This is a genomic window from Cyclobacterium sp. 1_MG-2023 (genome assembly GCF_030546805.1).
Taxonomy (GTDB): Bacteria; Bacteroidota; Bacteroidia; order Cytophagales; family Cyclobacteriaceae; genus Cyclobacterium.
This window is the reverse complement of the sequence record NZ_JAUOPC010000001.1, coordinates 498,661-521,916: the sequence shown is the minus strand read 5'-3', so window position 1 is coordinate 521,916 and position 23,256 is coordinate 498,661. Positions and strand designations below refer to the sequence as shown.

At 37.9% G+C, this 23,256-nt stretch carries 16 protein-coding genes; 12 read left to right on the top strand and 4 right to left on the bottom strand.

All coding sequences use genetic code 11. The features are described from left to right. Positions 1-131: 131 nt before the first annotated feature. The 10 genes from Q4534_RS01955 (at position 132) to Q4534_RS01910 (ending at position 14,506) form a co-directional block, all read left to right on the top strand. Positions 132-1,115 carry a GSCFA domain-containing protein gene (locus Q4534_RS01955; RefSeq protein WP_303611485.1) on the top strand — a complete coding sequence of 328 codons (984 nt, stop codon included), beginning with the start codon at positions 132-134 and terminating at the stop codon, positions 1,113-1,115. A gap of 20 nt (positions 1,116-1,135) precedes the next feature. Further along, on the top strand, positions 1,136-3,169 hold the full coding sequence (locus Q4534_RS01950) for a thioredoxin domain-containing protein (RefSeq protein WP_303611484.1): 2,034 nt from the start codon (positions 1,136-1,138) through the stop codon (positions 3,167-3,169). An 8-nt stretch (positions 3,170-3,177) separates the two neighbouring features. Then, entirely contained in the window at positions 3,178-5,691 is a 2,514-nt protein-coding gene (gene priA / locus Q4534_RS01945; RefSeq protein ID WP_303611483.1) for a primosomal protein N', read from the top strand. 421 nt (positions 5,692-6,112) lie between these two features. Continuing rightward, a complete protein-coding gene (locus Q4534_RS01940; RefSeq protein WP_303611482.1) occupies positions 6,113-7,126 on the top strand; it encodes an alpha/beta fold hydrolase in 1,014 nt (337 codons plus the stop codon). 9 nt (positions 7,127-7,135) lie between these two features. Further along, positions 7,136-8,023 carry an acetoacetate decarboxylase family protein gene (locus tag Q4534_RS01935; protein WP_303611481.1) on the top strand — a complete coding sequence of 296 codons (888 nt, stop codon included), beginning with the start codon at positions 7,136-7,138 and terminating at the stop codon, positions 8,021-8,023. Between the two features lie 15 nt (positions 8,024-8,038). Continuing rightward, positions 8,039-8,536: a hypothetical protein gene (locus Q4534_RS01930; protein WP_303611480.1), complete on the top strand. Its 498-nt coding sequence runs from the start codon at positions 8,039-8,041 to the stop codon at positions 8,534-8,536. After that, a complete protein-coding gene (locus tag Q4534_RS01925; RefSeq protein WP_303611479.1) occupies positions 8,529-8,942 on the top strand; it encodes a patatin in 414 nt (137 codons plus the stop codon). The genes Q4534_RS01930 and Q4534_RS01925 overlap by 8 nt, the downstream gene beginning before the upstream one ends. A 75-nt stretch (positions 8,943-9,017) precedes the next feature. Then, complete coding sequence (locus Q4534_RS01920) at positions 9,018-10,457, top strand: patatin-like phospholipase family protein (protein WP_303611478.1); 1,440 nt, start codon at positions 9,018-9,020, stop codon at positions 10,455-10,457. Continuing rightward, entirely contained in the window at positions 10,447-12,183 is a 1,737-nt protein-coding gene (locus tag Q4534_RS01915) for a metallophosphoesterase (protein WP_303611477.1), read from the top strand. The genes Q4534_RS01920 and Q4534_RS01915 overlap by 11 nt, the downstream gene beginning before the upstream one ends. Beyond that, complete coding sequence (locus Q4534_RS01910; RefSeq protein WP_303611476.1) at positions 12,167-14,506, top strand: GMC family oxidoreductase N-terminal domain-containing protein; 2,340 nt, start codon at positions 12,167-12,169, stop codon at positions 14,504-14,506. Before Q4534_RS01915 ends, Q4534_RS01910 begins: the two co-directional genes overlap by 17 nt. Before the next feature lie 37 nt (positions 14,507-14,543). On the opposite strand, the gene Q4534_RS01905 is transcribed toward Q4534_RS01910, so the two are convergent. Genes Q4534_RS01905 through Q4534_RS01890 form a run of 4 tightly spaced genes read right to left on the bottom strand, consistent with a single transcriptional unit; the run spans position 14,544 to position 19,831 of the window. Continuing rightward, positions 14,544-16,646 carry a DUF4230 domain-containing protein gene (locus tag Q4534_RS01905; RefSeq protein ID WP_303611475.1) on the bottom strand — a complete coding sequence of 701 codons (2,103 nt, stop codon included), beginning with the start codon at positions 16,644-16,646 and terminating at the stop codon, positions 14,544-14,546. After that, positions 16,643-17,266, bottom strand: coding sequence for a DUF4230 domain-containing protein (locus Q4534_RS01900; RefSeq protein WP_303611474.1), 624 nt, complete (start codon positions 17,264-17,266; stop codon positions 16,643-16,645). Before Q4534_RS01900 ends, Q4534_RS01905 begins: the two co-directional genes overlap by 4 nt. Further along, positions 17,254-18,990: an N-acetylmuramidase family protein gene (locus Q4534_RS01895; protein ID WP_303611473.1), complete on the bottom strand. Its 1,737-nt coding sequence runs from the start codon at positions 18,988-18,990 to the stop codon at positions 17,254-17,256. Before Q4534_RS01895 ends, Q4534_RS01900 begins: the two co-directional genes overlap by 13 nt. A 37-nt stretch (positions 18,991-19,027) precedes the next feature. Then, positions 19,028-19,831, bottom strand: coding sequence for a DUF5675 family protein (locus Q4534_RS01890; RefSeq protein ID WP_303611472.1), 804 nt, complete (start codon positions 19,829-19,831; stop codon positions 19,028-19,030). Between the two features lie 357 nt (positions 19,832-20,188). Here Q4534_RS01890 and Q4534_RS01885 point away from each other — a divergent pair, with 357 nt between their 5' ends. Both Q4534_RS01885 and Q4534_RS01880 read left to right on the top strand, forming a co-directional pair. Continuing rightward, complete coding sequence (locus tag Q4534_RS01885) at positions 20,189-20,650, top strand: (2Fe-2S)-binding protein (RefSeq protein ID WP_303611471.1); 462 nt, start codon at positions 20,189-20,191, stop codon at positions 20,648-20,650. A 2-nt stretch (positions 20,651-20,652) separates the two neighbouring features. Next, positions 20,653-22,809 carry a xanthine dehydrogenase family protein molybdopterin-binding subunit gene (locus Q4534_RS01880; protein ID WP_303611470.1) on the top strand — a complete coding sequence of 719 codons (2,157 nt, stop codon included), beginning with the start codon at positions 20,653-20,655 and terminating at the stop codon, positions 22,807-22,809. Positions 22,810-23,256 lie beyond the last annotated feature (447 nt).

The following is a 23,256-nucleotide window of genomic DNA, read 5'->3' as shown; positions in this document are numbered from 1 at the left end:
TAGGATATGATTATTGATAATATAAATATTCATTCCTTTTCAACTTAGGTTTCCATTCCCTCATAAATTCATTAATTTGATATTTAATTCGGGCCTTAAGCTTAGGCCATTTTATTAAATTTATTCAATCAATGAAAAGTTTTAGAACTACTTTCAGCTTTAAGCCGTGTGATAAAGGAATTCAGCATTCATCAAAAATAATTACCATAGGATCTTGCTTTTCAGAAGTAATAGGAGCAAGATTACTTGATAGTAAATTCAATGTCTTAGTGAACCCCTATGGGACAACATTTAACCCCGCGTCCATATTTAATCTTTTAATAACGTCATTTACGGGTAAGCCTTTAGCTCCGGACTTGTATTTAAATAGACATGACCATTTTTTTCATTACCAGCTTCATTCCTCCTTCAGTGCTACTTCAATTGAAGCACTTGAAAAGAAAATAGAGGATACCCGTTTTAAGGTAAATGAACAATTAGAATCTGCTACTCATTTATTCATAACTTTAGGAACAGCCTTTGTATATCGCTTACTGGAAAATGGCAGTATAGTAGCTAATTGCCATAAACAACCCCAAAAGTATTTTTCCAAAAGCCTTTTGGGATTGAGTGAAATGATGGAAGGCTTTAATGCTTTTTATCAAAACATATTGCTAATCAACCCTGGCATTCAAGTGGTTTTAACAGTGAGTCCTGTGCGCCATATCAAAGATGGAATAAGTCAAAATCAGCTGAGCAAAAGCTTGCTAAATGTACTTTGCCATCAATTGGTAGCTACCTATCCTGAGGTTTACTATTTTCCGGCCTATGAAATAATGATGGATGACCTCAGGGACTATCGCTTTTACAAAGACGATATGATTCATCCCAGTTTAATGGCTGAGGAGTACATTTGGGAGCAATTTCAAACGGCTTTTTTTGATGAGGATACCAAAGACCTTGTTCAACATGTTGATCAAATACAACGTAACCTTAACCATAGACCATTCAATCCTCAATCACAGGCTCATTACAAATTTCTTCTAAAACTACAAGAATTGATTTCTTTGATGCCTGAAAACCTTGATTTTTCCCTTGAGAAACAATCCATTGAGGAACAACTGAGGTTGTTTTAAAAGATTTTAATACCGGAGTTATGAAAGCGAATCAACTGATAAATAGCAAAAGTATATACCTACAGCAGCATGCCCATAATCCGGTAGAATGGCATATTTGGTCTAAGGATGCCCTAAATAAGTCAAAGCTTGAGAACAAACCTATACTGGTAAGTATTGGGTATTCAGCTTGTCATTGGTGCCATGTTATGGAGAAGGAAAGCTTTGAAGACCTGGAAGTAGCCAAGCTGATGAATTCCCATTTTATATGCATTAAAATTGATAGGGAAGAACGACCTGATTTGGATAATATTTATATGGAAGCGGTACAGGTAATGGGATTGCAGGGTGGCTGGCCACTTAATGTGTTTTTGCTTCCAAATCAGAAACCTTTCTATGGAGGGACCTATTTTTCAAAAGATCAATGGATAAAAGTGCTTGCAGGAGTTGCTCGGGCATTTTCTCAAGAATACGAGGAGTTAGTAAAAAGTGCAGATGCATATAAGCAAAGTATTGACCGGTCTGTGATAGATAAATATGGTTTAAAAAATGGAAACACAGCTTTTTTACCGGAAAATGTTAGGAAGATGGCTAGGCAACTGATAGAGGGAATTGACCCTGTATGGGGAGGGATGAAAAGAGTGCCGAAATTTCCAATGCCTGTAATATGGAGTTTTTTATTGGACATGGCCATTTTAGATGATCAAAAAGAATTGGGTGAACAGGTTTGTTTTACCTTAGAAAAAATGGGGATGGGAGGTATTTATGATCACCTGGGAGGAGGTTTTTGCAGGTATAGTGTAGATGGCAAGTGGTTTGTTCCTCATTTTGAGAAAATGCTATATGACAATGGTCAGTTGCTAAGTCTCTATAGTAAAGCTTATCAATACAGTTCAAATGCCATTTTTAAAGAAAAGATTACTGAAACAATAAGCTGGCTGCTTAATGAAATGTGTAGCCCTGAAATGGGTTTTTACGCTTCTATGGATGCAGACAGTGAGGGAGAAGAAGGGAAATTTTATACTTGGACATACCTAGAATTGGAAGAACGCCTAGGTGGTGATTTGGATTGGTTTTGCCAATTGTATGGAATTAAAAAGCAAGGGAATTGGGAGCCCAATGTAAACCTACTTTTTCAGACCCTACCCTATAAAGAAGTAGCTGAGAATTTTGGATTTACTCTTGATGCTCTTCAATCCAAACTGACCGAAGTAAAACAAAGACTATTAACAAAAAGAGGGCTTAGGATTAGGCCGGGATTGGATGATAAAATCATCAGTGGTTGGAATGGTTGGGTAATCGATGGGCTATGTCATGCCTATTTGGCAATAGGTGACGAAGAAATTAGAATCACTGCTTTAGCGAGTGGGAATTTTATTTGGAACCACATGGTCATTGAAAATGTACTGTATAGAAATTATAAAGACAATGAAGCCTACACTCCTGCATTTTTGGAGGACTATGGAGCAGTTATCCAATGCTTTATTTCCCTTTATAAAATTTCTTTTGATCCACTTTGGGTAAACAGGGCGGAATTGCTAACTCAAAAGGTCATGGAAAGTTTTTACGATGAGGAAGATGGGATGTTTTATTTTAATGACCCCAAAACTGAAAAGTTGATCGCCAAAAAGAAGGAGATTTTTGACAATGTTATCCCTTCTTCCAACTCAGTAATGGCAAGAAATCTTCATCAGTTGGGTCTATATTTATACAAGGATACTTATCTTGCGCAAGCAAAAAGCATGTTGCAGTTGGTTAGTGAAATGTTGATGAAAGAACCGGATTTTCTTGCCAATTGGGCGAACTTTTATTTAGAGCAAACGGTACCTACTGCTGAAATGGTAATTGTAGGGAAAGAGGCAAGCATGCATGGATTAACACTTCAGAAAACCTATCAGCCAAATACAATTGTTGCTGCAGCAACTGAAACGGACAAAAAGCTACCAATATTGGGGGGTAAAGTGGGGGAGAAATCCACTTTTTATGTTTGTTTTGATAAAACTTGCAAGCAACCTGTAGATACCTGTGAGGCTGCCGTCCAGCTACTGCCAAAATTGCCCAAAACTAAACAATAATATTAATAGTGGAAGACCTCTTTGGACATAGTTCCCCTTCAATAAGTAAAAACTTGTATGCAGACATTATCCTTCCTGTGCCTATACCCCGTGCATTTACTTATAGTGTAAGTCCGGAAATTCAGGATGAGATAGGAATTGGATATAGGGTAATGGTTCAATTTGGAAAAAAAAGGATTCTGACAGGGATTGTGGCCAAAGTTCATCAAAAGGCTCCTGAGGCTTATAAGGCTAAGCCTATCTTGGATTTGCTGGATGATTACCCCATAGTCAATGCCTTACAGATTAAATTTTGGGGCTGGATGGCGGGATATTATTGCTGCCATATAGGTGAAGTTATGAACGCCGCTTTGCCGAGTGGCTTGAAACTATCTACCGAAAGTAAGGTTCAAATTCACCCTGACTTCGATCTAGAGAATCCAAATTTCCCGATGGATGATAGGGAGTTGGCCATATTAGAAGTGTTAGAGAAAAATCAGGAGATGAATGTAGATCAGCTTGAACCAATAGTGATGGCCAAGGACCTGCATAAAATTATAAAAAGTCTTTTGGCAAAAAAGGCCATTCTTGTTTATGAATCGGTAAAGGAAAAATACAGCCCTAAAACAGAAACAAGGGTGCGCTTTTCTCCTGAATACTTATTGGAGAGCAATAAGTTAAATGAGCTGTTTGAAAAAATTAAAGGCAAAGAGAAGCAAGAAAATGTCTTGCTTAAATACCTACAACAAGTACCGGTATTCAATAATAAGGGACTTAATGAAATAGGATTGTCAAAGAAAGTTTTGACAGATGCAGGTTGTTCTCCTTCATCCATTGAAACCCTTGTGAAAAATAAGGTCTTTGAAAGTTTTAAAGTGAAAATTAGTCGTTTTGATCCCATAAAAATTGATGAGCGACCCATCGAGCTTTCGCAAGATCAAATGGAGGCCTATGAATCCATTCAGCATGCATTTGGCAACAAATCTACGGTACTTCTTCATGGAATTACGGGCTCAGGGAAAACAGAAATTTACATAAGATTAATCAATGATGTTTTAGACAGCGGTTCTCAGGTACTGCTGTTATTGCCTGAGATTGCTTTGACTACTCATTTGGTTTCTAGGCTTCAAAAGGTGTTTGGAGATAAAATGGGGATTTTTCATTCCAGGTATTCTGACAATGAAAGGGTAGATGTTTGGCAGGGAGTGTTATCTGGAAAGTACAATTTCATTATTGGTGTAAGGTCTTCTTTATTTTTACCTTTCGACAGTCTAGGGCTGGTTATAGTAGATGAGGAACATGAGCCTTCGTACAAACAATTTGATCCTGCACCTCGATTTCATGCCCGGGATGCAGCCATTATGTTAGCATGGTTGCACCAAGCAAAAACTGTTTTGGGAACTGCCACCCCGGCCTTTGAAAGTTTTTACAATGCCCAAAATGGTAAATACGGATATGTAAAAATGGACAAACGCTATGGAGGGGCAGAATTACCTCATTTTCATCTGGCAGACATACTGAAAGACAAAAAAAAGAACCTGCTCAAACTGGATTTTACCAGACTGATGAGAGAGAAGATTCAAGAGGCGCTCAACAATCAGGAACAAGTCCTTATTTTTCAAAATCGGAGAGGGTATGCGCCCTATATTTCTTGTGAAGAATGTGGTTGGATCCCTGAGTGTGAACATTGCGATGTGAGTTTAACTTATCATCAATACCAGAATGAATTGAGGTGTCATTATTGTGGGTTTAAAGAAAAGGTCCCTAATAAATGTCAGGCTTGTGGAAGTGAGAAAATTACTACAGTTGGTTCCGGTACCGAAAGGATAGAGGAGAACCTTTCTCTATTGTTTCCGGAAGCGAGAATACTAAGAATGGACTTGGATACCACACGTAGTAAATACGGTTATCAAAAGATTTTAGAGGAATTTGGCTCCGGCAATGTTGACATATTAGTAGGGACTCAAATGATTACCAAAGGACTTGATTTTGACAGGGTTTCTTTGGTAGGGATTGTTGATGCGGATCGGATATTGTTTTACCCTGATTTTAGGTCCGGAGAAAGGGCTTTCCAACAAATTACCCAAGTAGCAGGAAGGGCCGGAAGAAGAAATAAAACAGGTAATGTAATTGTTCAAACAAGAAGGCCTGATCAATTGATTTTCAAGGAGATAATTGAAGGTAACTATACTGAATTTTACCGACAGGAAATGGGGGATAGACGCCAATTTTATTATCCTCCTTTTGTCAAGAATATTAAAATTGTTGTCAAACATAAGGATTTTAAAATTACGGAAACAGCTGCATCGCAGTTGAAAAATTTACTCTCAGATATTGAGGGAAGGAAGATCATATTAGGTCCTGAAAAAGCACTGATTGGTAAAATAAAAAATTTATTCCATTTTGAAATATGGATTAAACTTGAAAGAAGTTCACAAGCCCAAGAACATTTTAAGCATGAAATGGCCCACAAGATTTCAGCGTTGCAAGGAGACAAGCGTTTTCGTTCGGTTAGATTTTTAGTGGATGTGGATCCATCCTGATTTGTTTTCCGGCCGAAGAGATTTTAGCACATATAAGAGGGGTTATTGCATGTTTCGGTTAAAAATTTAAATCCTAAACAAGTGATTTTTTTTGTCAGTTCATGATTTGATAGCTAAACTATTTTGGGTTTTTTGAAGGGTTTTTATTTAGGAATTGTGTGATTAAATTTAGCCAATATTTCCAGACAAAATTATAAGGAAATTCCGCTGTTTTTTAGGTGCATAAACCTCTCAGTCTGTCATTAAATTTTACAAAAAGGTGTTAAGGTGGGTGTTTTTTTGCCTATTTCCTTTTTTTGTCAATCTCCATAAATAACTGTGTAAATAGCATATTATTAAGTATTTTTAGTTGTTTTTTTTTAAGATAAGTCATTTGATGTTAATTTTATTTTGTTAAATTTATGAAGATAAAATTTTATGCATGAGCCATTATTTTGAGACCATAACTTTTGAATCTTTGGATGGCTTCCAATGTGACTTGAAGCATCTAATGTCTTCCAATGCCACTAAAGGTCCTGTGCTTTTGGTACATGGTGCTGGGGTAAGTAGTAATATATTCAATCCACCATCCAAAAATAATATCATTCATGCCCTCGAAGAAGCCGGATATGACGTATGGTTAGAAAATTGGAGAGGGAGTATTCAATTTGAACCCAATGAATGGAATTTGGATCAAGTGGCTCAATTTGATCATCCTGCAGCGGTTAGAAAGGTGATCGAACGAACAGGAGCCAAAGAAATAATGGCAATTATTCATTGTCAAGGCAGCACAAGTTTTATGATTTCCTCAATTTTAGGGCTTATACCTGAAGTGAAATTAATCATTAGCAATGCGGTTTCTTTACATCCTGTAGTTCCATTTTATTCTAGCATTAAATTAAATGTACTCGTGCCTTTGGTGGGTAGATTTTTTAAATTTCTAGATCCCCAATGGGGTTTGAGAGCGCCGGATTTTAAATCTAGATTGATGCTTAATGTAGTGAAAGCTACGCATTGGGAGAAAGATTCACTGGTAGGTAAAATGGTTAGTTTCACCTACGGGTCCGGGTTTCCTGCATTATGGGAACTTGACAATATAGATGATAAAACAAAAAATTGGATTCAATATGAATTTGCCCATGTTCCACTGTCCTTTTTTCACCACATACAGAAGTGTGTAAGAAATGGGGCCTTGGTTCATTTTGAAAAGGGAGGAGGGGATTACACAGAAGAAGCGCCCAAGACATCAGCAAGGTTTGTATTGTTTGCAGGCAAAGAAAACAAATGTTTTTTGCCTAAAAGTCAGGAAAACACTTATGCCTATTTGAATAAGTTACAACCCGGATTACATAAACTTTATCTATTGGATAATTACAGTCACTTGGATGTGTTTTTCGGTAAAAATGCTCATATAGATGTTTTCCCAAAAATGATAAATGAACTAGAACTTGGATGATAAATCATTATGCCACCAAAAAGAATAAAAAAATATACAGGTAGGTATGCCCTTGTAGATGGTATACCCTATACCATGCCTGTAAGCTCTTCAGATTCTCCCGCTTTGATGGCCGGTTTTTCTTGTGACTGGGAGAAAGCCAATGCCTTACTACCGGGAAATGAAATACATGCCTTGAAGTTGCCTAATGGAAGGGCTGCCCTGATGATTACAATCATTAATTACTTGGATACCAGTATAGGTAAATACATTGAATACAGTATAGCCATCGCCTGCACCCATGGACCAAAACCGGCACCGAGAATTCTAAATACTATGCTTTTGGGACATTATGGGACAGGGCAATATATTTTAGACCTCCCGGTAAGCAGTGAAATCTCTGTGAAAGGAGGCAAGGGAATTTGGGGCATGCCCAAACATAAAGCGAACCTGGATTTTATAGTTACTGATAATCAAGTGACAAGTCAGTACGAAAAAGATGGACAATTTGCATTTCGTATAGAAATTGACAAACCTCAATCGCCTTCCATTAAATTGAAAGTTGGAGCAACAAATTATTGCAGGTTTAGAAATATGCTGATGGCCTCCTACATTTATTTTGAAACCAAGGCGGGAATAAATCTTTTGGGCAAAGCCAAAGGAAGTCTTTTCATAGGGGATCACCCGAAAGTTGCTCCCTTAAAGGATATAGACATTAACCCGGATCCATTTTTTACCACTTTTATGCCTAAAACCAACGGTATCTTGGATGACCATTTTGAATGTTGGTTTATGACTTATGATGAACCTCCCAAAGAAATGACTGAAGGTTTGGAATCGGTGTATCCATTGGGTTATTCAGAGGATTGGTTAGCTCCACCTTCCATTACTGATTATGAAAAATATCGTATTAAATAATAAATAATTTATAAGATGAGTCCTCTAAAAAAAACATTATTAGACATCAATAATGCTTACATATTTTTTTGTGCATCTATTTATTTAGGAATGTTTTGGTCTTTACATTATTTCTGGTTTCCAAATTATCCAAAGACCTTAAACCTGTCAAACTATTACGATGCCATTATTCCACAAACAGACTTGGCAACAAAGTTTTTCTTTGTGTCCATACCTATTATGGCAGTAGCATTGGTGATTATGTTAATTACAGAGTGGAAAACAGGTCTACGCTGGGTGCCTTTGGCTTGGATTCCCGGACTTTTAGCTCCGGTTTTAGTGCAGCAGTTGTATATCGAAGACGTCAACAATCAATTTAAAGACGGATTGACAGATGAAGCCACTTTACAGGCTTTACTCAATGAATGGATGTTCCTAAATGATGTTCGGTGGATCATCCTAACCATTATGTGGTTAATCACCATGTATTTCTTTATAGCAAAAGCAAAACCAAAGCACCAATACAATGGCTGAAAAAAAAATATTTGGATTGACTCCTAGGTACACAGAATTGTTGGTGGTACTCATTGCATTTATAACCTTGATCTCCGGGTTGGTGCAAATGTTAGCACCTTCTTTTATGCTTGGTTTTATAGGTAAAGAGGTGGCAACAGCATCTTCTGCGCATTTCTTTGGTATTGTAGGTATGTTTATGGCCTTATTTGGAGGCATGCTGCTCCATGCGGTATACAGTGCTGTGACCAATAAACAAGTGGTTTTGTGGTCGGCACTTCAAAAATTTGGGGCCTTTATCGCGGTATCAATAGGCGTTTTTAATGGTTTGTTCTCAATTTTAGCCATGTCTGTTGCCATTTTTGATCTGTTTTCCGGACTGGTTTTCTTTATTTATTTACGTGTACTCAACAGAAGCAATCCATAATTTGCTGCAAGTATTGGCATTTTAAGAAATGACTCATTTTTAATCAGCGAAGCTTTATTATAAAATTTATTTATAATGTTATTGACTAAGCAACCATCTAAAAATCAACCGAACCGTGCATTAATACTTGCAGGTGGGGGAATGCGTGTTGCTTACCAAGCGGGTATAATGAAAGCCATGCAGGAAGATGGTTTGGTCTTTTCCCATGCAGATGGGGCTTCAGGCGGTATATTCAATGCTGCCATGCTGGCCTCCGGACATTCGGTGGAAAATATCATTGAAAAATGGAAAACTTTAAACTTTAACCATTTCACCTCTTTTATCAAACTAAAGGAATATTTTAGGCCATGGAACCTTAGGGCTTTTGGTGATGCAGATGGGATTAGGGATAAGGTGTTGCCCCATTTTGGTGTGGCAGTGGAAAAAATAAATAATCTAAAATTACCTGTTACTTTTTCAGTTTGCAATTTCACCAAAAAAACAGTGGATACCATACCTACAGGGCAGGTAGAAGAAAACCACTTATTGGCAGGAGTGTCTTTACCAATTTTGATGCCGGCTTTAAAAGTAAAGGATGATTGGTTTATTGATGCTGTTTGGATAAAAGATGCCAATTTACTGGAGGCAGTGAAAAGAGGAGCAGAAGACTTATGGTTGATTTGGGGCATTGGCAATTACCCGAGCTATTTATCAGGGTCCCTTAACCAATACGTGCATTCTATTGAAATGAGTGCCAATGGGGCAATTTTTGAAGAGTTTGAGCAAATAAAATGGATCAATAAGCTAATTGACTTAGGCCATTCGCCTTATGGTCAAACCAAAAAAATTAATGTATTTGTGGTAAAGCCAAACCTCCCACTACCCCTAGATCCTGAATTGTTTCTAAAGAAAATTACGGCTAGGGCTCTGATTAATATGGGGTATCAGGATGCCAAAAACTATCTCAAATCACTGCCGGAAAAAGGTGATGTACTTGATTTTACTGCCACCCAGACCATAGATTCAGGAGATTATTTTTGTATCCCAATGGAATTTTCGGGAGAGATTTTGGAAGGAGAAAAAAGACATCATGTGGTTTTCCATCTTTTCTTGCGACTTTCTTATAGCAAAGAATTTAAAATTCTAGAAGCTTTTTCAAGTCTTTATTTCGAGGAGAGTAAAGTGGAAATGATTGGCGGTGAAACTTCGGTTGAGATTGTCAAAAATGTTAACGGAAATGCCTCTATAGCAATAGAGACCGCATTGAATGATAAAGAGAATAAGTATATTTTGAAAGCTGAATTAAAGTGTTCTGGCCCCCGGTATTGGTTAATGGGTCTTGCTTTTAAATCTATCGACTTGAAATTATTATCCTTGTCAGAAAAAAACGACTTAATGGCAGGAACCCTTTATCAGTCCTTTTTTTCGAGGGTAAAAGGGGTAATATTAAGCTTAGCCAAAAAGAAAAGTGGATCAAATGCCGGTTTGGTGTTTAAATATAGGATGTTACAAAAACTATTGAAGAATGAAGTTTGAAAGAAAACCAATGGTCAATTGGTATGACCCTAAGCAATTGGCTTTCACAAGTGTAAAAACAGTCTTGTCTTCTGTTTTTGGAAATTTTGCTGACCGAAGGGAGCTTCAGGCAGCACTTGATCAAGATTGCAAGCCTTTTGATTATTCCAAAAAAGAAGCATTATGGTTTGACTATATATCCGATTTAGGAGATGGATTTAACTCCACCTATACAATGGCCAGTCTATTGGCCAGAGAGGAATTGGAACTGAGAGGGAAAGCCCTCAAAAGAGGAGATGTGCTAATAATGGGTGGAGATGAAGTTTACCCTACACCCGAAAATATAGAATATGACAATAGGTTGAGGGGGCCTTATACAGCTGCTTTTCCAAAAGATGAAAAAGCCATAGAACGTCCGGACGTATTTGCTATTCCCGGAAATCATGATTGGTATGATGGATTGACTAATTTTTTGAGATTATTTACACAAAAGCGTTCCTTGGGCAATTGGAAAACCCAGCAAAACAGAAGCTATTTTGCACTTAAACTTCCCTATGATTACTGGGTTATTGCCATTGATATTCAATTGAATGCTGATATTGATTTTCCCCAAATATGCTTTTTTAAAAAAATTGCCAAAGAGCATTTCAACGCCAATAGTAAAGTGATCCTTTGTACTTCTGAACCTTCTTGGGTTTACAAATCTTTTGACACCAAAAATGACTCTTTTGATAGGTTGCAATTTTTTATTGACAAGGTATTGTTGGGTCAAGGTGAAAAGGACTATGAAGAAAAAAACAAGTCAATAAACATCGAGGCAATATTGACAGGTGATTTGCACCATTATGCCAGGTATGAAACAGTAAAGGACGAAACCAAACCATGTCATTTTATCACTGCCGGAGGCGGTGGGGCCTTTATGCATCCTACCCATACATTACAAGAAGAAATAATAGGTACCCATGAAAGAAAGGCGGAATTAAAGAAAACATTCCCCTCAAAATCAAGCTCTACCAAACTTAGCTTACTAAACCTTGCTTTTCCGTTTTTTAGCCTTACGATGTTGTTGTTTTTTGGGACTTACAATGTCTTTACCACATGGATACTCCAAACAAAGCCCACCGGAGGGGAAAGTTTGATGGAAAAATTGTCTGAATTCAACTTGTTCCAAGGTGAATTGTCTCAAATTTTGAGCGTTATAGGTTCTAATTTGCTACACTTTCCTACAGCTCTATTTCTGAACCTCTTATTATTTGCAGGCTTAATATTATTTACCGATACCAGCTCAGGAAAGAAGAAATTGAATTATATCGCAGGTGTGATCCATGGACTGCTTCATGTGATTAATTTTTATTTTCTATTGTGGTTCTTTTCCTATATGAACCTGAATGTTTGGGAGTTTGAAGTGGACAATGGTAAACAAATAGCTCTGTTTACAGCCGAGATGATAGTTCTCGGTGGGTTTATAAGTTGCTTAATTTTTGGCCTTTATTTAACGGTAAGTGTTAGCTTATTAAAGAACCACATTACTGAAGCTTCCTCTTCTTACAGATGGGAAGGGTATAAAAACTTTTTGAGAATTTCGGTCACCAAAGAAGGGCTTACCATTTACCCAATTGGTGTAAAAAATGTGGTTAGCAATTGGAAAGCAGTAGGAACAGAGAAAAATCCTCGTTTTGAAGGAGGACCCATTAACTATGAATTGATAGAGGACCCAATATTTATAAAAAATGAAAAAATTAGCTAAACCCCTCGGCAGTATACAACCGGAATATGACTATGTGATTATAGGTTCTGGATATGGAGGTAGCATCTCAGCCTCTAGAATGGCTCGTGCCGGCCAGTCTGTTTGCCTCTTTGAGAAAGGGAAGGAGTTTTTGCCCGGGGAATTCCCCGATACCTTACTGGGTGCTTCAAAAGAAATGAATTTCATAAAAGGGAAATCTACGAGTCTCGAAAAAAACGGGCTCTATGAATTTACCATGGGAAATGGCATTAATGTATTTAAAGGTTGTGGGCTGGGAGGCACCTCTTTAGTAAATGCCAACGTCTCCATTAAACCGGAGAAAAGGGTAATGGAGGATGAAATGTGGCCCTTGCCAATAAGGCAAGACTTGGCCTCCTTTGAAGAAGGGGTAAATAGGGCATGGGATATGCTGAAGCCCAATCCTTATCCAGAAAATAAAAATGGTTACCCGGTGCTGAAAAAAACAGAAGCCATGCGCAAATCGGCTGATTATATGTCGGCGCACTTTGGTTTATTGGACATCAATGTGAATTTTGAAAATAAAACCAATCACGTTGGTGTCGAGCAACCAAAATGTACTAATTGTGGGGACTGTGTTACCGGATGTAATGTAGGGGCAAAGAATACCACGGCAATGAACTATTTACCTGATGCGTTTAACCACGGGGCAGATATTTTTACATCCATTAATGTCCGGTATGTCAAAAAATTTAAATCACATTGGCAAGTTTACTACCATCCAATTGGTATTGGGAGAGATAATTTTGATGCACCACTATTGTTTGTCAGAGCAAAGAATGTAGTGCTTAGTGCGGGGTCTTTGGGCTCTACGGAAATTCTTTTCCGTTCTGCCAAAAAAGGATTAAAGGTTTCTGACAGGTTGGGAATGAGGTTTACAGGCAATGGTGATGTACTTGGTTTTGGCTATAACAATGATGAAAGGATCAATGGCATAGGCTTAGGGAATAAGGGAACGGATCAAATAGCTAACGTTGGACCTTGTATCACCAGTATCATCGATTTAAGAGAACGCAAAGATTTGGCCTCTGGAATGACCCTTGAGGAAGGAACCGTTCCGGGTCCAATAAGAAGTTTAATGCCAAAGGCCCTGATTGCCTTTTCTAGGTTGGTGGGAAAAGACACAGATAGGGGAATAAAAGATTACTTTAAAGAAAAGTTAAGAGAGTTTAGAAGCCTTTTTTTAGGAGCTTTTCATGGTGCAGTTGCCCATACCCAAATCTATTTGGTGATGACGCATGATGATGGAAATGGGGTCATGAAAATGGATGATGAAGGGAAATTAAACTTAAATTGGGAAGGTGTAGGTAAACAGGAGATCTTTAAGAAAGTAAGTGGAGAGATGTTCAGTGCCACTCAGGCCTTGGGAGGGACTAAAATACCCAATCCAACATGGAATAATTTGATGAATTATGACTTGGTAACCGTACACCCATTGGGAGGTTGTGGGATGGGTGACAGTGTGGATACCGGGGTAGTGGATCATAAGGGGCAGGTGTATTCTGGAGAAAGTAATACGGCCTTACACAATGGCTTGTACGTATTAGATGGAGCCATTATACCTAGACCCGTTGGGACCAATCCCCTTTTGACTATCAGTGCACTGACTGAAAGGAGTTGTAAGCTTATTGCTGAGGAGAAAGGCTATGATTTGAATTATGAATTTGTGGCTCCATCCAAGCCGGTTGGTAATCAAATTACAGGTACCGGGGTGCAATTTACTGAAACCATGAAAGGCATTATTGGTATAGGTGAAAAGGAAGATTTTGAAAAAGGCTTTGCCAAAGGGAAAATCGACAATACCACATTTGAGTTTACCCTAACCATTCAAACGGAAGACATTGACGCATTTGTTTCCAATGAGAAACATGCTGGTAAAATGGTTGGAAGTATGAATGCTCCTGCAATATGTAAAGAAGCCGTCTCTGCCTACAATGGTGATTTCAATTTATTTATTCAAGATGAGGGGGATAGTGGAAGAAAGCGAATGAATTATACCGCAGAACTTATCAGTCCTGAAGGTGATAATTATTATTTTGAAGGTTTTAAAGACATCCACAATGACAAAGTAGTGGATGCTTGGAAGGATACGACAACCCTTTTTATTACGCTTTATGAAGGGAATTCTCCTGCCGGGAATATTGTAGGCAAGGGTAAGTTGGTTATCAAAGTTTCAGACCTGCTTAAGCAGTTGAGAACTGTAAAAGCCATTCACCCCAAAACCAAAGAAGAGGGAAGAAAGGCTATCAGTTCTTTCGGTAAGTTTTTTGCCGGTAATGTTTTTGAAACCTATTTTAAACCTTAACGATTGAAGCCCTGATAAGGTATCGGATTGGCAAGCTTTATTTGAACTTATCAAGAATTCCGGATTTGCTTTCCATTTTCTCAGTTAGCCAATGATTGGCCTTGGTTAGAAAATCTCGGTTATGATAGGCTTTGTGTTGGGTGTAAAGGTTGATTAAATGCTGTTCTAGACCTTTGAGCTGACTATCAGTCAAACCAGTTTCCTTGCCGGAAATGGGCTGTTTTATATCTTCCAAAAGGTTTTCTGATGATTTGAATACAATATGGTTCCCAATCTCCAAATTGTCACGGATGTCCAAACCAAGTAACAATGGAAAAGTTATTTTTTCCAAGGGAATATTTAATTCCTTAATATGATTCGGATCGTCCTTATTGAATAACCAGAACTTTGAAGGGGCAATCGCTAGAGAGGTCAACAAGTCTTTTTCCTCAAAGTTGACAATGGTTTCCTTATCCGTTATCCAATTCTCCCATTCGGTAGGCTGATATTTTTCTAAGCTTATTAAATGGAGGAGGCTGTCCCTTGATTCACTGTTGGGATTGAACTGGTCAAATGAAACAATTGAATCTGCAAGGTTTAAATTGATATTTCTAACAGGAATACTCAAATCTCTATTTTCCCAATCATTCATTGCCATGGTTTTAGGAAGATATTTCCCAATGGCTATTGAATCTATTAGCAATTGGTACAAGCCCACATTCCATTGAGCTCTTAACAATAGGGTATCCATGCTTGTCCACAATGCTGAAGTCCGATTGTTTAACATTTCTTTATGGATGTTATTAATCTTCGCCCATTCCTTTTCATTAACAAGCCCATCTTCACTGGTGCGGTACAATAATGTGGAAAAATGATTATAATTCAAGCTTTGATCCTCAAACTCATTCGTTTGTAATTGCTTGAGCATTTGAACCAACGTGTTTAATTTGGTTTCGGCCAATTTCCTGTTGTTGTACCTATCCTCCTGTGCCACTTTTAAGGAGTCAATTTTGTTTAATTCTTCTTCAAGCGTGCGCTCAAAGTGGGCAGCTTCTTCATAGCTGATGTAGTGATCTTCCTGAATTTCTTTGGTAAGGTCTATGATTTCATCATGGTGGAAAATAACCTTTTTGACTTCTACCTCTGTAAGTAAGCTTACCAGCCGACTTATGGTTTGACCGCCATTTAATTCAGCCTGTTCAATTATTCCTGCAGTTCTGGCATTGGTTTTTAGCTTCTGAACGGCATAGATTTTTACTTTCTTGCTATCTTTAAAGCTTACCTTTCCATTGTAAGTGAGTAGATCAAAACCCGGAATCCCTTTTTCAGGTATAAACCAAGGGTTAATGTCGGCATTTAGAATTTTAGGAGCCAAACCAAAAATGTGTAGTTCGCCCACCTCTTCATTAAGGTAGTACATATGGCTTTGCAAATCTTTAAAATCAAAACCGGCTTTTACTGTTCCCCTACCAATCATGGCTAACTTTTTCTTCGCCTCACTCCGCGGAAGGTCAGATAATTTACTGGAAAAGTAATCTAAGGTAAATGCTTCGGTGGACCATTCGGCATTGGAATCGTCTAGATACCATTTATCCAAGGTTTTTGTTAACCTATTTTCTCTTAATGGCTCTGTAATGACATCTTCCTTATCATTTTGCTTCAGATAAATAAAAGATAAAACTTCATTGAAAAAGAGCATTCGACTGGTGTTTTGCCAATCGCCCAGATAATTGAGTTTTTCAAGAATATTGCTTTTTCCTACTTCATTTACCAATGTTTTTGTCCTTACCCTTCTTTTAAGTTCATTATCGGGATCGCCAATCTCTAGGCGTTGGTCTAAAGTAAGCTTATGGAAGTTTCTCAGGTTATCAATTTCTTCCTGAATTTTATCAAATGTAGCTTCTGCCTGTAAATTAATTTGGGGTTCCTGTTGAAAATCAATTTGTACTTCATCAATAGAAGTCAATACTTCCCCATAATATTCAGCAGTGATCATTTCGCCAATTTCCCTAATTTCTGAAACCATATTGGCTGTAGGCTTTAATGTGGCCTTCCCTCCAAATACATTCATTGGATTCCACATGTATACCAATACTACTGCGGCAACCACAAGCAGTATTTGGATAATGAGGCGAGCACTACCAAGAATTTGACCTATCATGGATTTATAGTATTGTCTGAAATTTGTATTTGCCGGACTTTCAAAGAATCACTTTTGAAATGGATAAAAATCTCCTCAAAATCAAAATTTTTTAGCAAAGTATGCATCAATTTCCTGGTATGGTTTTGACTGGTTTCCACCAAGCCCATATAAGGAAGCTGGTCTCTAATATCCATTTCTGCAAGCCTAAAGAAAGTTTCTTGATCTTCCAGGTTAATGGAGTTCAAAAAACGTTTTGGATTGGACACCAATGAATCTTCTATAAAATCCTCCGGAGGATAGGAGAAATTTATCACTTCAATTGTAGGAAGATAAAGGGTTATTTTATTCCCTTCAATCAAAATGTCCTCTTCTTTTATTTTTTCTAGGTTGATTCCTGTTTTAATTTTGGCTCTAGAGTAAGCTAAAAATGAGGCTTCATTAACGGGCACAAAAAGTATGTTTTTTTCCTTCTTTCCGAAAACGACCTTGTCCACAACAAATTCTGTAACCACCAAGTCACTTGCCTGTTGTATTTTACCTATAACCAAGCCTCTCTTTTCTTCTTTACAACTGCTAATTAGAATTATAACACCGAAGAGAAAGGCCATATGGAGCATTTTCGATTTTAAGCTTTCCATGTTTGCTCATTTTTGAATTGCTCATAGAAGTGTTTCATTTTGAGGTGGTATTCATTGACCTTATAGCCACTTCCATTATATCCATAGGCAAAAGATTCCCAATCGTAATTTCCTTCATTTGATTCAGAAATGTACTCAATCAGGGCTTTGCCACGGACCTTCTTAATTTTAATAAATGCCAGAAAATCCAAGAAATGGAAATATTCTGATTCATGTTGTTTGGCTTCAAATTCGGCTACATCCTTATAATTTCTGGATTTTATATTGTGTTCCATGTTTTCACCCAGAATTTGGAACAAACCCCAAGAAGTGGAATAAATGGCCGCCTTAGGATCTATTTTTTTGGCTTCTTCAAGCCTGTCGTATTCTTTTAAACCTACCCTGTAATGGGCTCTTGTCCACTTTTTATAGATAATGTCTTCATGGCCTACACTTAATGCTTCAGGGTCTTTTCCGAACGCATTAAGCCAGTACCAAAATTTATGTCCTTCAAATAGAATTTTCGCCCTTCCATCGCTTAGGTGACCACGGCCTGCAGATTCCACCTTAACCAAGGCCTTTATTACCGGTAGGCTTATTTTTATATTTTCCTGCGCTTCCAATTCATCCAATGCTATCCTGATGTCCATATCACTTAGCAATTTGCTATTGGTGTTGTCTTTGATTTGAACATATTCTTCTCTATGTAAACTAAGTTCCGGTTGTGCTTCAAAAGAAGTGGATAGCAAAGACCTTTGTTGGCTAGCAGGAGGAGCATCTTCTGATTGAAGACCGTTTTCAATGGAAAAGATCCTGTCTTCATTGTCAAAATAGGCATTGTCTATTTCCAGATTATCCATGGGGAACATGGCCTTGCTTTCTTGAATGGAAGAAGGCGAGACGGATTGATTATTTTGAACTTGCCCACCGTTTTGGGTATTGCTTTGTTTGGGTACCCACCTTTCACGTAGGTATTTTAGAGACTTGTCTCCAAAATAGAAAGCGATCATCATTAAAAAGGCGGTTTCAAAAAATTCAAATTGTTGACTCAATAAGGCCGCATCTACTCCGGAATACTGTGTACCAAAGCTGACGATCAACAATGACATTCCTCCCATCAAGAGGGTAAAAGCGATCATACCCCTTACAGTACCCGGAGGTAAGCCGAATGTTTGACTTTTATATGGATTGTGTTCGGGCATTTCCAGATCAGAAGCCTTTACAGGAATGCCTTTGCTGTGCATGTCTCTGAAATCATAAATGCGTTGCCAATCCTGATCTGTTAAGCCGTAATTTATATTGTAATGGTAAACAGACCACATAAAGTAAATTAGGAATAATGCGATCCAAATCACTGTGGTAGCAAGCCCTACCGCTTGAAAAAGATTGTCATGTTCAATATAAATAAAGAGGGCACCGAGTATGGCAAAAATGACTAAGATGACAGACAGGATAACCGTTCCCTTAAAGAAAAAAGTATGGTATGGATTAAAATTTGGATTCCTGTCTTTTACCTTTGGACTAATATGTCTTGCGATTAAACCGTAGATAAAACTCAAGGCCACTATAATAACAAAGCCGATAGCAAAGGCATGGTTGGCGCTTTCCATGCTCGGCACTATGAAAATCAGGGCAGCAAGAGCGATTACTATTATTGAAATAATATGAATTATCAAATAATTTCGCTCGGATATAAAAGAAGACTTAGTGTCCTGGTTTTCTACGGATGAAGGGCTTTTTTCCATGGAGTATATCGGTCAGTATTGGTTATTGAATCATGTTTTAGGCGTTAACCAGTTGCTTCTTTTTAGTAAGTCGCTCAAACCAGTTTTCATTTAGAATATTGATGGCTAAGGGCTCATTCTGGTTTATTTTTGGATATACTATTTTATAAAAGCGTTCGTAAGCTTTCTGTGACTGTAGTATCATTTTTTCAGGATTGGCAGCATTGACACCGTCAGCTATTAGAATACAGCCTTCTGTGTCTTTATGGGTATTGCCTATATGCACATATACCTTGTCATAGTTAGGGATATCTTTTATCTCAATATGGTATTTAAACCAGTTAAACCTATTCCTATACCTTTGCGTCAATGGACTGAGGTTTTCATTGATGCCCAGTTTATAGTATCCCTCCGGAATTCTAGTTCCTCCGGGTATTTTTTCATCACGGTGCGTATCTTCCAAGGTGTACGCGAAAAATTTCTTTTCAATAAATAACATACCCAAAGTAGTATTCCCATCATCTACATACCTTAATATAGTTACCAAAGCCTCCGGGACTGATGCTACCTCTTCATTTTCAACCAAAGATTTTATCTTTTCCAGTTCCGGATTATCAGTTATATTGAGATGCTTAATTTTATCTTCTAGGCTTTTTTTAGATGATGTTTGAATGGGAGCGGGTTCATGTTCTTTAAACAAGTCTTTTAATTTTTCATAACCTTTTCCAAACAGCATGATTAAATAACCAACAAAACCAACCAGCCATAACCATATTTTATCCAAAACTTCGGGATTGGAATAAAAAAACAGGACAACTAAAATGACCCCGGCCAAAACCAGTAAGCCCGGTAATTTATTCATTTTAATAATAATTTAGGGTTTGAGGTAGAAAAATTGCGTTGGTTTATTGTACCTCAAAATTTAATTATTTATTTTTCAATAACAAAAGAATAAACAGCTTATTTTAAAAGCCTTATGTGGGGGGCTAAATTTAAAATTATCCAAAAGAAAAACATTGAAAATGTATTGATAGGGTTATTTTAAATTATTTCTCCACATTACTGAATTTCTGATCTAGAAATGTAAGTTTCTGTCTAAATCAATCTTTAAAAATATTATACGGGCAACTGATTTCCCTAAATGACATTAAAGATTGATAGCATTAGGAAACTTTTGATTTTAAAATTTGAGTAAGAAAATAACTATACCTAATTAAATATGGCGAACTACAAAATTCAAGTTAACAATAAAAGCTATGAGGTAGATGTTGATTCCGATACCCCATTACTATGGGTACTTCGGGACAACCTGGGATTGGTTGGAACCAAATATTCCTGCGGAATTTCACAGTGTGGTGCATGTACTGTTCATCTCAATGATGCTGCTGTTAGGTCATGTGGATTACCTATTGCCTCTGTTGGAGATGCTAAAATCACCACTATCGAAGGGCTTTCGGAAGCAGGAGATCATCCTGTGCAACAAGCATGGAAAGAAGTGGACGTTGCCCAGTGTGGCTATTGTCAGGCCGGGCAGATAATGACAGCAGCAGCTATGCTAAAGAATAATCCTTCGCCTACCGAAGAGGAAGTAATCGATGGGATGAATGCCAATTTATGTAGGTGTGGCACTTACCACCGTATCAAGGAAGCAGTTTTATTGGCCTCATCAAAAATTAAATAACCATGAACAAAGCACTAAAATCAAATAGAAGGGATTTTTTAAAAATTGCGGCAACTGCAGGTGGTGGTTTACTGATTGGATTTAATTGGTCAGCTTGTGATTCACCCAAAATGAAAGTTGTTAGCAATGAGGAAATCTTTGATAAAGCCATCAATTACAATAGTTTTCTTTCTATTTCCCCGACAAACCACGTAGTCATCTATTCACCCAACCCCGAATTGGGACAAAATATCAAAACTTCCTTTCCTATGATTGTTGCAGAGGAATTGGATGTAGATTGGTCGAATGTTAGGGTGAAGCAGGCTTTTTTGGATACCGAGAAATATGATAGGCAAGTAACCGGAGGCTCAGGAGCCATGCCTCATTCTTGGCAAAGACTGAGACAAGCCGGGGCCACAGCAAGGCAAATGCTGATGGAGGCTGCTGCAAAGCGATTGGATGTACCTTTATCTTCCTTGACTACAGAGAAAGGAAATGTGGTTCACGGATCAAAAAAAATCAGCTATGGAGAGCTTGCCACTGATGCAGCTTCATTACCGGTTCCGGAGAATGTAGCTTTAAAGGATATCAAGGATTTTAAGATCATTGGAACGGCTGTAAAAAATGTAGACAATGATGCCATGTTTACCGGACAGCCTTTGTATGGTTTTGACGTTTACCGTGAAAATATGCTTCATGCCATGATTCAAAGGCCACCTTTTGGCATGAAACTGAAAAAAGTTGATGCTGAAGCTGCAAAAGAAGTAAAAGGGGTAAAGGACGTACTTACTTTTAAAAACAATGTAGCAGTAATAGGTGAAGGTACCTGGCCACTGATGAAAGCAAGGAAACTTCTGAAAATAGCCTATGAGCCAATAGAAGGGACTTTGGAGTCTACAGCCTTTCATGATAAGAAGTTTGACGAGTTGCTGAATTCCGGCGCTGGTGATGTCAAAAGAAAGGATGGGGATGTAAATAACGCTTTTAGAAATGCAGCTAGGGTAATCAAAAGTGAATACCAATGTCCATTTCTATCCCATAGTCCCATGGAACCCATGAACTTTTTTGCAAATGTAAAAGAGGATAGTGTGGAATTAATAGGACCATCCCAAACCCCGGATCGGGCTAGAAAAGCTGCAGCAGAGATATGTGGAATAGATCCTGAGAAAGTAAGCGTAGCATTAACGCGATTGGGAGGTGGTTTTGGCAGGAGGCTTAGGGCAGATTTTGTAGAAGAAGCCGTTGAATTATCTAAAATGCTTAAAGCCCCTGTAAAATTAACTTGGTCAAGAGAAGATGACATCACCGGTGGCGCCTATAGGCCTGCCGTTAAGTATAGGTTTGAAGCCGCTTTGAATGATAAGGATGAAGTGATAGGTTATAAGTTGAGTGGGGCCGGCATCAATGCAGGAAACACAACCAGAGAGAATAATTTTCCTGCCGGTGCAATCGATAACTTGGAAATAAGATCAGCAGAGTACAAGTCACCGATTACCACCAATGCATGGCGCGCGCCAATAACCAACTTTTTGGCTTTTGCTGAGCAGTCATTTCTTGATGAAGTAGCAGAAGCCATAGGCAAGGATCCCATTGAATTACGGTTAGGACTATTGGACAAAGCCAAGAAAAACCCGGTTGGAGAAATTCATTATGATATTGACCGAATGAAAGGTGTGATTAAGGCTGTAGCAGAAAAATCTAATTGGGGTAAAAAGGATGGGGTTTCTCAAGGTTTTAGTGTGTATTTTTCTCATAGATCTTATGTAGCGCAAGTGGCCGAGGCCAAAATTAAAGATGGGCAAGCAGTGCTGGATAAAATATACGCGGTGACAGACTGTGGAATAGTGATCAACCCTACCGGAGCAGATCAGCAAGTTAGGGGAGGCATGCTGGATGGTATGGGGCATGCGATGTTTGCCAATCTTACCTTTACAGATGGTGTGGCTGACCAAAAGAATTTTGATAGCTATCGCTTGATTCGCATGAAAGAAATTCCTGAAATTGAAACCCATTTTATTGACAATGGAATTGACCCTACAGGATTGGGAGAACCTGCTCTTCCTCCTACCGGTGGTGCAGTGGCCAATGCCATTTATAAAATGTCCGGAAAACGCATGAGAAATCAGCCTTTCATTAACCAGGAAGGCATAAATAACTTTAACCTGGGAAGTCCGGCTTAGCATAGATGTTAAAATCGAAAAAGGTATAATAAATTAATGATTGTTTGATTTACCAAGGGTTGTTTACCCGTGGTATTTTTTAAACAAATTAAGTTAAAATTTGACACAAGACTTCAATTATACCATCCGGACTAAAGCTTCCTATTTATTTACATATTCTACACACTTAATTTGTTTGGTTTTGTGTTTTTCATGGGTTTTCCTTTGAGCAAATTTTTTACCTTGGGAATTTAAATAGATATTTATTCCTTAGTGTTTTTTAGCTATTGATATAATAGGGAATGTGGAGGTAGCAAGGGTTTGTTATCTTGCTTGATTAATGTTACTTACGCTTTTACTATATTTCGAATGAAACCCTTTTCTATATGCTTTTACTCTGTAGGTGGAGGTCTGCTTAGGAGATGGGAGTTTAAACCATGAAACAATAACCTAGAAGAAACTATAAAG